The 11,667-nt window shown below is 53.3% G+C and carries 11 protein-coding genes; 9 read left to right on the forward strand and 2 right to left on the reverse strand.

From position 1 onward, the window contains the following. The first annotated feature begins 177 nt into the window (after window positions 1-177). The 3 genes from PLIM_RS18575 (at window position 178) to PLIM_RS25095 (ending at window position 2,597) form a co-directional block, all read left to right on the forward strand. Window positions 178-1,428 carry a CinA family nicotinamide mononucleotide deamidase-related protein gene (locus tag PLIM_RS18575; RefSeq protein WP_013111859.1) on the forward strand — a complete coding sequence of 417 codons (1,251 nt, stop codon included), beginning with the start codon at window positions 178-180 and terminating at the stop codon, window positions 1,426-1,428. A 151-nt stretch (window positions 1,429-1,579) separates the two neighbouring features. Continuing rightward, the gene (locus PLIM_RS18580; protein WP_013111860.1) at window positions 1,580-2,065 is read left to right on the forward strand and encodes an ankyrin repeat domain-containing protein; all 486 of its coding nucleotides are present in this window, start codon (window positions 1,580-1,582) and stop codon (window positions 2,063-2,065) included. Between the two features lie 136 nt (window positions 2,066-2,201). Further along, a complete protein-coding gene (locus PLIM_RS25095) occupies window positions 2,202-2,597 on the forward strand; it encodes an immunity 50 family protein (RefSeq protein ID WP_013111861.1) in 396 nt (131 codons plus the stop codon). 147 nt (window positions 2,598-2,744) lie between these two features. Here the strand turns inward: PLIM_RS25095 and tadA are convergent, their stop codons facing one another. Next, a complete protein-coding gene (gene tadA / locus PLIM_RS18590; RefSeq protein WP_041403890.1) occupies window positions 2,745-3,224 on the reverse strand; it encodes a tRNA adenosine(34) deaminase TadA in 480 nt (159 codons plus the stop codon). Window positions 3,225-3,587: 363 nt separating this feature from the next. After that, on the reverse strand, window positions 3,588-5,075 hold the full coding sequence (locus PLIM_RS18595; protein WP_013111863.1) for a Do family serine endopeptidase: 1,488 nt from the start codon (window positions 5,073-5,075) through the stop codon (window positions 3,588-3,590). Between the two features lie 568 nt (window positions 5,076-5,643). Between PLIM_RS18595 and PLIM_RS18605 the strand changes: the two genes are divergently transcribed. From PLIM_RS18605 to PLIM_RS18630, 6 genes are all read left to right on the forward strand, one after another. Continuing rightward, window positions 5,644-6,657 carry a DUF1559 domain-containing protein gene (locus PLIM_RS18605; protein ID WP_013111864.1) on the forward strand — a complete coding sequence of 338 codons (1,014 nt, stop codon included), beginning with the start codon at window positions 5,644-5,646 and terminating at the stop codon, window positions 6,655-6,657. Between the two features lie 170 nt (window positions 6,658-6,827). Beyond that, entirely contained in the window at window positions 6,828-7,601 is a 774-nt protein-coding gene (locus PLIM_RS18610) for a (Fe-S)-binding protein (RefSeq protein ID WP_013111865.1), read from the forward strand. An 86-nt stretch (window positions 7,602-7,687) separates the two neighbouring features. Further along, window positions 7,688-9,085, forward strand: coding sequence for a lactate utilization protein B (locus PLIM_RS18615; RefSeq protein WP_013111866.1), 1,398 nt, complete (start codon window positions 7,688-7,690; stop codon window positions 9,083-9,085). Between the two features lie 218 nt (window positions 9,086-9,303). After that, the gene (locus PLIM_RS23250) at window positions 9,304-10,155 is read left to right on the forward strand and encodes an endonuclease/exonuclease/phosphatase family protein (protein ID WP_013111867.1); all 852 of its coding nucleotides are present in this window, start codon (window positions 9,304-9,306) and stop codon (window positions 10,153-10,155) included. Next, complete coding sequence (locus PLIM_RS18625; protein WP_013111868.1) at window positions 10,133-10,537, forward strand: hypothetical protein; 405 nt, start codon at window positions 10,133-10,135, stop codon at window positions 10,535-10,537. Before PLIM_RS23250 ends, PLIM_RS18625 begins: the two co-directional genes overlap by 23 nt. Before the next feature lie 90 nt (window positions 10,538-10,627). Next, window positions 10,628-11,644 (forward strand): sugar phosphate isomerase/epimerase family protein, encoded by a 1,017-nt coding sequence (locus tag PLIM_RS18630; RefSeq protein WP_013111869.1) that lies wholly within the window; start codon window positions 10,628-10,630, stop codon window positions 11,642-11,644. Window positions 11,645-11,667: the final 23 nt, after the last annotated feature.

The following is an 11,667-nucleotide window of genomic DNA, read 5'->3' on the forward strand; positions in this document are numbered from 1 at the left end:
CGACTCGTGAGTGGAATTTCGCTTTCATTTCGAAGTTGCCGGAACGCCCCACTGTTGCCAAGATGCATCATTTGCCACTTGAAAAATGAATCCGCCGGATGACTCATCAGCGTTTAATGATTCGAGTGGTGCTATCCAAATCGATCGACTTCTGCATCATTTTTTGAAGAAGACTCCATGTACGCAGAAATTTTGGCTGTCGGGTCTGAGCTGACAACGGGTGCCAAGCTCGACACCAACAGCCAGTGGCTGAGCCTGGCGCTGGCCGATCTGGGCATCTCGGTTTTGTTTCATACGACCGTCGCCGACGAACTCGACTGGATGGTGGCTGCACTCAAAATCGCCGCCGAGCGGGTTGATGTGATCATCATCACAGGTGGCCTGGGGCCCACTCTCGATGATCTGACTCGTGAAGCCGCCGCACGATGTGTCGACGTCCCGCTGGTGGTCGATGAGCATTCACTGGCACAAATCAAGGCCATGTTCGCCCGGCGCAAGCGAGACATGCCCGAACGGAATGTGATTCAGGCCCAGTTTCCTCAGGGAGCCGAACCCATTCCCAACGCCCGCGGCACAGCCCCCGGCTTCTGGATGGAAATCCCCCGCAATGGCCGCCCACCTTGCCGGGTCGCCGCCTTACCAGGCGTTCCCAGTGAAATGAAACCGATGTTCAAAGAGCAGGTAGTCCCCCGGCTGGAGACCGGCTCGAACATGATTCGCCGGGCGCGAATCAACTGCTTCGGCGTGGGGGAATCTGCCGCCGAACAGCTTCTGGGAGATCTGACAGCGCGCGGCCGCGATCCCGAAGTCGGCATCACTGTGCATGAAGCGACCATCACCCTGCGGATCGTCGCCAAAGGGACCAGCACTCACGAATGCGAACAGAAAATCAGTTCGACCCGTGAAATCATTCTCAACCGGATGGGAACACTCGTCTTTGGCGAAGAAGATGAAGAGCTGGAACATGCCGTCATTCGGTTGCTGGGCCAGCAGCGCAAGACACTCTCGACCGCAGAATCCGGGACTGGCGGTCTATTGGCGCATCGATTAACGAGTGTCCCCGGGTTCGATTCCAGTTATGGCGGCGGCTATGTCGTCCCCACCACAGCGGCCCGACTGTCAATGCTCGAAATCGACCCCCGGGTCATGCAGCATTACGGAGCCATCAGCCCGCAAACCGCTATGGCACTGGCCAGTGCCTGCCGCCGTCGGTTCACTTCGGATTTTGCACTGGCAGTAACGGAATGGCCGAGCTTCAAGGCCGAAGACGCTTCGCAGGCCGTCCCCGCTTCGTACATCGCCCTCGCGACGAAGAAAGATCTGATCTTCGAAGAAGTCACTCACTTCGGCGACCCGGCTATTGCCAAAAGCCGCACAGCCAAAGCCGCCCTCAACATGCTCCGCCTCCGCTTACTCGGCGTACGATAGGCCTTTCGCTCAAATACTAATCCCCGCGTCTGATTCACCTGGCTGACACGCTTTCCAAGAAATCATCTTGCTCTATGTGCCATGCTTGCAGCTCTGGGCAAGCATGTCTTCACACCTGACAGCGGCTCACACCCCTTCCAGGAGCTCAATAATGAACATCGAGGATATTGTAATGAACAACAACACTGACTTACTGCACGACTACCTAAATACCCACGTAAACAATAAAACAGAGCTTAACTATGCATTGTCAGTGGCCACAAGGCTCGGAGACGCACAAATAATAAAACAGATTCTTGATAGTGGAGCCCCCCTGAATGTGTACTCCAGCAAAAACATGCCTCCGCTATACTGCGCAATAGAAAGAGGCGATGTAAACCTTGTAAAATTATTGTGTGAACATGGTGCGGACGTCAATTATCAAGCCGCTGAGACGATCTCTCCTCTTCATTGGGCAGTTGACACGGAAGCTGACGGTGCATACCAAATGGGAACAGTCCCGAGCGTAGAGATTATTCGATTGCTTCTAGAGTATGGCGCAAACCGCAACGCGACTAATAGAGATGGCACACCATATAATATGGCTCTACGGTATGAGTTTACTGAGGCATGCGAGTTACTCAAACCTCAACCTTAACAAAATACTTGCCTTTCCATCGTAGCCGCGTAGGGTGGGTTAAGGCTCTGCGCAACCCACCAGGTCTTCTCCACGCCTTTACCCATCAGCTTTTATCGTATGTAACCACTATCTGGCCCTGATGAGGGTGTATGAAATGAAATGGACGGACGTTCTTCTCAATAAGATCCCAATTGAATCCATTTACACAAAGATTCCGTCGCTGGTCGACGTACGACTGCACGAAATGCAGTTCCACCAAGATGGGCCAAGAGTATCGTTACGATTCGATCCTGCTGAGTACCCTGACAATCCTCCCCGGAAATGGATTGTCCAGAAATTCGATCAGGCACAAATTACATTGGTCCTTACAGATGTCAGTCAGTTAAATGTACTTGGCTGGGGTGTGAATAACATTGGTGACATAATGATGAGCAGAAGTGATGAAGGCGTCTGTGTGAAATTTGTGGGTACATCGATGCAAATGAACTGCTGTGCCCGATTCGTGAATGTTGAGAGAATTACGGGGTATTGTCATGTAAGGGAATCATAGCCGAGTAGGGTGGCTTAAGGCTCTGCGCAACCCACCAATGTCTTCGCGAAGGCATGTTTCATGCACCCCACCAAAATCATGCCGCACATTCCCGCGTGTTTGCTGTGACCTGGGCCACTCGTCAATCTTACTTGATCATCCGGCGGCTCACTTTTTTCCGCGGGATCTTTGTAATCGAAAAAACTCCTGCAGAATCTCTTTGCATTCCTGAGCCAGTACACCGCCCAGAACAGCGCAGCGATGATTGAGCCGGGCGTCGTCGGTGATCTGATAGAGAGTATGGCAAGCTCCCGCCTTCGGATCTGTGATCCCATACACCACGCGCGGAATGCGGGCCTGCACAATCGCACCGGCACACATCGGGCATGGTTCGAGTGTGACATAGAGCGTGCAATCTTCCAGCCGCCAGTCACCAATCACTTCGGCGGCCTGAGTAATCGCGACAATCTCGGCATGGGCCGTCGGATCTTTGAGCTGCTCACGCTGATTCCACGCCGCTCCAATGATCTGATCGTCTTTGACAATCACGGCACCAATCGGCACTTCTTCTTCGGCAAAGGCCTGTTGAGCCAGATCGAGCGCCTGCCGCATCCATCGATCATGAGGCTGCAAAACGTGATCGAACATGTCGGAAAGCTGTTGGGTCATGGGGAGGTTTGGTATTTGATGTTGGGTATTTGATGTTTGATGTTGGGCACTTGAAATCGATGAGTTCTCAGTCTTCATCAACAATACCAAACGCCAAATACCAAATACCAAATACCGAGCACCAAACGCCAACCCTCAATCCAAAAAGAGAGAGGCAGGTCACTGGTTAGGTGAGCCTGCCTCTTCCTTGCCGCCAGGGGGTGGCGGACTGGGTGGGAAGTGACAGACCCGGCGAAAAACCGCCGGGTCTGTCGAAATTGTGCGTCCTTGCCGGACACCTTCCGTGGTGTCAATCCTGTGATCAGAATGGCTCACTCAAGCCATTTTCAGGTGTGATGAAGACTATTCATCGACACTCTTGAGGATCACAAATCGCTTGCCTTCCGCATTTCGCAGGTGCAGGATGACCCCTTCTTTCAGATCGACATTGGCCAGAGCGGCTTTCACATCTTCGGGCTGAGCCACCGTTTTGTCGCCAATCTTTTCGATCACGTCACCCACCTTCACACCGGCAGCTTCAGCGGCAGAATCACCCGCCACTTCAGTCACGACGACACCTTCACCAGTCACACCCAGTTGGCGACCAATGGATGGGGTCAGCCGGTCAATCGACATCCCGATGTTGTCCAGCGACTGGCTCTTGGGCTTACCCGACTGAGCCAGTTGCGAGCGTGAAAAATCGCTGGGCATTTCTTCGGCCACCACACTCAGGTTGAGTTCCTTACCTTGCCGCTTGGCGACAATCGGGTAGGACTTGCCGATATCGAGCCGTTCGACAGCCGACTGCAAGGAACGTGGATCGTTCACTTTCACACCATTGACCGAGATCACCACGTCGCCTGGTTCGAGGCCTGCCTTGGCAGCAGGTGAATCGGGGCGAACCATCTGGATCACAACACCTTCACCCGCATTGGCACCCAGCTTGAGTGCAATCGATTCGGCCACAGGGGCAATCGATGTGCCCAGATAAGCCCGCTTGACCTGTCCGCTGGCCACCAGTTGCTTGCTGACCCACTGCGCCATGTTGATTGGAATCGAGAAGCTCACACCATCGTAACCGCCACTGCGGGACGAGATCGCGGTGTTGATACCGATCACTTCACCACGCAGATTGATCAGCGGCCCGCCACTATTGCCAGGGTTCACAGCCGCATCGGTCTGAATGAAGTCTTCGCGTTCGGTAATCCCCATCCCACGGCCTTTACCGCTGACAATCCCGGCTGTCACGCTGGTATCGAGTCCAAAGGGAGAACCAATCGCCATCACCCAGTCGCCCGGCTGTGCCGAGTCGCTGTCACCTAAAGGAAGTGCGACGAGGTCTTTGGCTCCTTCGATCCGCAGAATGGCCACGTCTGTCCGAGGATCAGTTTTGATATCCTTGGCAACGTATTCCTTACCGTTCTGAAGCGTCACGATCACTTCGTCGGCCCCATCGACCACATGGTTATTGGTCATGATGATCCCGCTGGCATCGATCACGAAGCCACTCCCCATCCCACGTTGCATGGGTGCACGCTGCTGGCGCGGTGCTTTGAGCATGTCACGGAAGCGGGGATCGTTCTTGAAGAATTCTGGCAGTGGCATGTCGTCGCCGCCCGGAAGGCTGCCAACGTTAGCCGCGTTCCCTTTGCTGAGTGTCCGAATCGAGACAATCGCTGGCAGGCTTTGCGAAGCGACTTCACGAAACGCCATCGAAAACTCGCCCGGCGTGAGGACGCGGGGAACCGCTACAGCCTGGGTATGTTCTGCGTATTGCATCGAGGCCACCGCGACAATTGCTCCAGCGGAAAGTGTGGCCAGACTGCCGCCAAATCGAGAGAGAAAACTCATCCGTCACTCCTTCACAACTCAGAAACCGCCCGAGCGGCCTGGTGTTGGTAATTGAAACTTCCGTTCATCATAAAAACTCAGCCAGAACCGACTTCAACCAGAAAAACTTTCGAGGTTGTTATCTTTTGGCCATCGACCAGTCATCAAGAGTCCGTTTGGAACGAAACTCATTGTGGCAACTCCATTTCTGGCCAGAGGTGAACTGGAGTTGTGATGACCGACGCTCTTAGATTTACGGCTTCTGCCGGGTGACTGTTGGAGAGGAAAAATTTCTTTTCCTCCACTTAGCATCTCAGCGACTGAACCCGGCATGTGGCGACTTTTCGCCGTCTGAGCTTCATCATATGCCCGGCCGCTTGTCGCACCTGGGCAACATGAAGATTCGTAACCGATTGTATTTCATGATGTTATGAAAAATTGTGTGTTACGTGTGATTACCGACAGCAATGAGTGCTTTCCAGAATAGATAGCACGGCAACAATCAGTGTATTATCATGTGTTGGTGTAATGAAAAGAGGATCAAGCATTCGATCCAGGACTAATATCAAATTATAAGGAATGAGTTTTCATGCCGGGAAAAACGATCGAGTCGAAATCATCTCATCGGCGAGGATTCACACTGATTGAATTGCTCGTGGTCATCGCAATTATTGCGATCCTCATTGCCTTGCTGCTCCCAGCAGTTCAACAGGCACGCGAAGCCGCCCGCCGAACACAATGTCGTAACAACCTCAAGCAGTTGGGCCTGGCACTCCACAACTACCACGACAACTACGGGGCTTTCCCGCCATTGTTTGTGATGCCCGTAGTTCCAACGAATTCGACCAATCACGCGACGGCCACCGGAGCGAACTCGGCCAATATGGCACCTGGCTGGGGTTGGATGGCGTTTCTTTTGCCCTACATCGATCAGGCACCACTTTATTCCTCCCTCGGAGTGGGTTCGACCCGCTTCCCTCTCGACAGCCAAAACCTGATTCGTACTCCCATTGCAGGCTATATGTGCCCATCGGACATTGCCGGCCCGATTAATGCCGGTTCGATGTGGGCTCGCCAGACCGAAAATGGCTGGGAAGCAGCCACCTCCAACTATGTGGCGGCACACGATCACGAAACCACCATCAACCCGCTGGTCGCTACTGATCCCGATCGCGGCAGCAAAACTCCCACCGGTGGTTTTTTCCCCAACAGCCGCACTTCGACACGCGACATCACGGATGGAACTTCCAACACTGTCGCAGCAGGCGAACGCCGCTACAAACAGAACGAAAATGCTTCCGCAGCCGTTTGGATTGGCACGATCGACGGAGATCATGAGAACGATTTCGGTTACGACACTGCGGGAACTGGCCGCAACCGTATTAATGAAGACAGCAATTCCGGAGCCGACTGGGATTGGGTCCGCAGTTTCAGCAGTGCTCACACGGGTGGAGCCCACTTTGTCCTGTTCGATGGATCAGTCCGCTTCGTGAGTGAGAACATCGACCATTCCCCGGGCCGAACTGACGGAACGGACACTCCTAACAGCCTCTTCGACAACATCATCTCGATTCGTGATGGCAACGTCGTCGGCGAGTTCTAACTCAATGGCCGATAATTGCTGATCCAGCGCTTGTTAAAGACCTCATATCCTCGCGATGTGAGGTCTTTGCGTTTTACCGGCAAATCAACGAATCAAACTCTATGGATGCAGCGGGGCCGGGTGTGGTCTACAATGTATTTGCAAATGGTACGCACCACAGGAATTCGCGCATGCACCGTGTTGGTTTGTTCATCCCCTGTTATATCGATCAGATCTACCCTGATGTCGGCCTCGCCACTTGCGATGTGCTGGAGCGGTTTGGCTGCGAAGTCGATTTCCCCAAAGACCAGACCTGCTGCGGCCAGCCCATGGCCAACACCGGCTGTACCGTCGACGCCATCCCGGTCGCCAAAAAATTCATCGAGCTCTTCGCCAGTTACGACCACATTGTCTGTCCTTCGGGAAGCTGTGTGGCCATGATTCGCAGTCATTACGAACATCTGCTTCACGATGAAATTGAAGCGGGCCGGGTCGATCGAGCCAAGTTCAAACACGTCGAAAAGAACACACTCGAACTCGTCGAGTTTCTGGTCGATGTCCTCAAGGTCGAGTCGCTGGATGTTCCCTTTCCGCACAAGGTCGGCCTGCATCAAAGCTGTCATGGCCTCCGCGAATTAAGGCTGGGCCAGTGCAGTGAACTGGTCTCACCCGCTTACAGCAAAGCCGAACAACTCCTCAAAACCATGCCCGGGCTGCAACTGGTGGGACTGAAGCGGGTGGATGAATGCTGCGGCTTTGGCGGGACATTTGCCATTAACGAAGAGGCCGTCTCGTGCATGATGGGGAATGACCGGATTCACGATCACGAAGAGGCTGGAACCGAAGTGATGACCGCTGGCGATATGTCGTGCCTGATGCATTTACAGGGACTGCTGGTCCGTCAGAAAAAACCGATCAAGATCATGCATCTCGCTCAGATTTTTGCCGGTCGAGCCGTGACCTAATGCACGATTTTTGATTCATCGAGACTGCCTCAAGCCCTTTTAAACAACGATTACTCAGAGATATCGAACATTCCTCGGAGCCCGAGATGATTGCTGCCAAGCACGATCACCCGACCAACGCCCAGAAGTTCACCGATAATGAGCCGCGTGCCCACTGGCACGATCAGGCAATCTGGTTTGTGCGCTCCAAGCGGGATAAAGCCGCCTGGACATTGCCGGAATGGGAGCTGCTGCGTGAGCGGGCTTCACAAATCAAAACACACATGCTCTCGAACCTTGCGGGATATCTCGAACAGTTCGAAGCCGAAGCCACCAAACGTGGAGCCGTCGTCCATTGGGCCAAGGATGCCGCCGAGCATAACGAGATCGTCTTAAGCCTCTTGCAGAAGCACGGCGTCAAAAAAGTCGTGAAAAGCAAATCGATGCTCACGGAAGAGTGCCATCTCAATCCGTTTCTCGAGCGGCATGGCCTCGAAGTGGTTGATACCGATCTGGGGGAATGGATTGTCCAGCTTCTGCATGAACCACCCAGCCATATCGTCATGCCCGCCATTCACATCAAGCGGGAAGAAGTGGGCGAGCTGTTCCATGAACATCTGGGAACGGAAAAGGGAGCCACCGATCCTCCTTACCTTGTGAATGCTGCTCGTGTCGAATTGCGGCAGAAGTTCCTCGGTGCGGAAGCCGGCATCACAGGGGTGAACTTCGCAATTGCCGAGACAGGCGGCTTTGTCGTCTGCACGAATGAAGGGAACTGCGATTTAGGAGTTTCGCTGCCGAAATTGCATATTGCCTGCATGGGGATGGAAAAGATCATTCCGAGGGCCGCCGATCTGTCGGTCTTCCTCCGTTTGCTGGCACGCTCAGCGACCGGGCAGCCGATCACGACTTACTCGTCTCATTTCCATGGCCCGATGGAAGGTGGCGAACTGCATATTGTGATCGTCGATAATGGCCGCAGCAAAATTCTCGGGACGCCCGAGTTTCGCAGGTCTCTGCACTGCATTCGCTGTGGTGCCTGCATGAATACCTGCCCGGTCTATCGCCGCAGTGGCGGGCACAGCTACGAAACGACTGTCCCCGGCCCGATTGGCTCGATCCTCGCCCCATCGCGCGACCCGGCTCAACACAGCACGTTACCATTTGCCTGCAGCTTGTGCGGCTCATGCAGTGATGTCTGCCCTGTGAAGATCGATCTGCATCTGCAGCTCCTCACCTGGCGAAAGCAGATTGCCGCCCTGGGGCTTCTCCCCTTTGACAAACGCTGGGGCATGTGGTTTGCCGGCAAGCTCTTCAGCCACCCCAGGCTGTATGAGTTCATGGGGAAAGTCGGCCGAAAGCTCTGGCCCTGGCTCCCCAGATTCATGGTCTACAACGGCCTCAACAAGTGGGGCAAACAACGCGAACTCCCCCCGATGCCAAAGAAGTCTTTCCGGGAATTGTATGCGGAGAGACAGAAGATCGCCGAGAAATCTAAGAACTAATTCCGCATGATCAATCCTTCAGAGTTCTTCAAATCGTAACGACAGAGAGCTGTTCCGAGAGAGTTCCCGATCGCTTCGCTATGCTTGTCGCAACACAAGAAAGAACTGTTGTTTTCTGAATCAACCTGTTGTTTTCTGAATCAACTCAGTGCAGTGTAGAACAACTGAACGAACAGCTCTCAGGCAGTTTTGCGGGAATTGAAGCGATCGAATCACCAATGTTGAACTTTGGGTTCTGGAATACCTATCGCAAATCACTCGTTGAGCCAGTCATCGAGTGGGTTCATGAATTCGAACTGAATATTGTGCTTTTGGCGGAATCGACTCTTTCGTCTCAATCTCTGGCGGAAATGCTGTCCATTTCGTCAGGGCAAGTTTGGAGTTATCCGAAAAATCCCATTCGTCGATTTTGTGTGGCGTATCGAGAGCCTCTGCTATCTTTTGAACCAGTGTATGTCGACCGGAGTGAGCGTGCCCCGTTACTCGAACTTCGCACTGGCCATGAAACGCTTCTGATCGCACTGGTCCATCTGCCCTCACTGCTGCACCGTGACGAAACCGATCAGGATATCATCATCTCAGATCTCATCAGCCGTATCGACGAGCAAGAGAAGTTCGCAGGTCATTCCAGAACGATGGTGATTGGCGACTTCAATTTGAATCCGTTCTCCCGGCAAGTCATCGGCGCTAACGGGCTGCATGCCACCATGTCTCGCCAACTGGTGAAAAAAGGCTCAAGAACAGTTGACGGTAATGAGCGAAAAATGTTCTACAATCCCATGTGGCGATTTCTCGGAGATGATGGCGAACATCCACCCGGCACCCATTTTTACAGATCATCGACATCGAATGCCTATTTTTGGCATGTGTTCGATCAGGTACTCTTGAGAAATGAACTGACAGATCGATTGGTTGACCTGAAGATTATTACAAAGCTCAACTCCTTCAGCTTGCTGAATGACTCTGGGCAGCCAGATCGCGAAAATTTTTCTGATCACTTTCCTGTTGTCTTGAAATTAGCATCGCCTGTTTCCCAAGAGGCCCCACATGGCAACTTCGCAAATTCCTGATCTGTGGTCTGATCAGATTCTGCCAGCCGTCGCGACACCAAAATCTTTATTGGAAATGCAGGCAAAAAAACTCGCCACACATACCAATGGATTGGTGGTCGCGGAAGTAACCAAGTCAGAACGCTCTGCAGATACCATTTCCCATCATCTCGTTGTGCGAGCACCTGCCCGGAACTTCTCACAGGAAGTCCTTGAAATTCGCCACCATAAAATGGTCGTCTATCCTTGCACTATTCATGCGGAAGAGCTGGAAAGTGAATTTGCTGACGAAGCCGAGGCATATAGCCCTCAACAGGTTCTCGATGCACTCGCACAAGTTCTAAAGTCACCTCGAATTGTCGCACTTGTCAATTCCCTTGTTGCCCTCAGCAATGACGACTGACCTGGCTGAGCATATCCATGTTTTCATGCTCCACAAAATTTTGTTACGACCTGACTTTCGCCTTCAGATGAACCTTTGAAAACCCCCACCATGCCTGAACCTACTGTGATTCTCTCTGCCTTTGCGGATGAAGCGGCGAATACCAAGTCGGCCGTCGAGCAGTTTTCATCCCTTTCCGCATTAGGGCTGTCTTACTACAGCCCCCGGTTTGTCGATGTCGCGGGCACGGGGCAGGTGCAGCATGTGACCGAACTCGATAAGTCACAACTTAAGCAACTCGCCACCTTGCAGACGCAGTACGGCATGAAGGTCTGCAGCATTGGCTCCAGGCTCGGCAAGGTCAAACTCTTCGATCAGGAAGATGGCTCTCATAACCGCTATGTCACTCCCAAGAAGTATCTGGAAACAGAAGTTGCCGCCACAATCCGCGCTGCCGAAGCTCTGGGCGCCAAGATCATTCGCGGATTCTCGTTCTATCACCCGCGTGGTGAAGATGCTCTGAAGTACATTCAACCCGCAGCCGATGCCCTCGGCCCGATTGTCGAAGCCTGTGCCAAAGCCGGCCTCGTTTACGGCCTCGAAGTCGAAGCCAATCTCGTGGGTCAGAATGGACGAACTCTCGCGGCCCTGGCCAAAGCGGTCAAAAAGCCCAATCTCATCTGCATCTTCGATGGCGGGAATCTCTCCAGCCAGAATCTGCCACCCGAAGCCTGCTTTGCAGAATACCTCGCCATGCGCGATGTCTATGGCTACATGCACATCAAGGATTACAAGATTGATCCGAAGCTGCAGTGGAATGGCGTTGTCGATGAAGAGCGGCTCAAAAATTTCGTCCCCGCCGACGTCGGCGATTCGGGCCACGAACGAATTCTTCGCGATCTCAAAGAGTCTCTCCCCAAAATCGAAAAGAAGATGCAGAAACTCGGCCTGCCGGGAACATTTCTCGAACTCGAACCTCACCTCAAAGGTGGCGGTCAGTTCGGTGGCTTCAGCGGCCCCGATGGCATGGGTGTCGCTGTCCGTGCTCTTTGTAAGCAACTCGACTACATCGGCATCAACTACCGCCTGCGAGATTTCCTCGACATCCGCGCTGCCCGCGGCTTCTAATCCGCTTTGCATGAAGAAAGAGC

The organism is Planctopirus limnophila DSM 3776, from assembly GCF_000092105.1.
GTDB classification, from domain to species: domain Bacteria; phylum Planctomycetota; class Planctomycetia; order Planctomycetales; family Planctomycetaceae; genus Planctopirus; species Planctopirus limnophila.

Bases quoted from the DNA above. Each gene is read 5' to 3' on its own strand.
- PLIM_RS18575 (WP_013111859.1), top strand. From the start codon at position 178: ATGTACGCAGAAATTTTGGCTGTCGGGTCTGAGCTGACAACGGGTGCC.
- PLIM_RS18580 (WP_013111860.1), top strand. From the start codon at position 1,580: ATGAACATCGAGGATATTGTAATGAACAACAACACTGACTTACTGCAC.
- PLIM_RS25095 (WP_013111861.1), top strand. From the start codon at position 2,202: ATGAAATGGACGGACGTTCTTCTCAATAAGATCCCAATTGAATCCATT.
- tadA (WP_041403890.1), bottom strand. From the start codon at position 3,224: ATGTTCGATCACGTTTTGCAGCCTCATGATCGATGGATGCGGCAGGCG.
- PLIM_RS18595 (WP_013111863.1), bottom strand. From the start codon at position 5,075: ATGAGTTTTCTCTCTCGATTTGGCGGCAGTCTGGCCACACTTTCCGCT.
- PLIM_RS18605 (WP_013111864.1), top strand. From the start codon at position 5,644: ATGCCGGGAAAAACGATCGAGTCGAAATCATCTCATCGGCGAGGATTC.
- PLIM_RS18610 (WP_013111865.1), top strand. From the start codon at position 6,828: ATGCACCGTGTTGGTTTGTTCATCCCCTGTTATATCGATCAGATCTAC.
- PLIM_RS18615 (WP_013111866.1), top strand. From the start codon at position 7,688: ATGATTGCTGCCAAGCACGATCACCCGACCAACGCCCAGAAGTTCACC.
- PLIM_RS23250 (WP_013111867.1), top strand. From the start codon at position 9,304: ATGTTGAACTTTGGGTTCTGGAATACCTATCGCAAATCACTCGTTGAG.
- PLIM_RS18625 (WP_013111868.1), top strand. From the start codon at position 10,133: ATGGCAACTTCGCAAATTCCTGATCTGTGGTCTGATCAGATTCTGCCA.
- PLIM_RS18630 (WP_013111869.1), top strand. From the start codon at position 10,628: ATGCCTGAACCTACTGTGATTCTCTCTGCCTTTGCGGATGAAGCGGCG.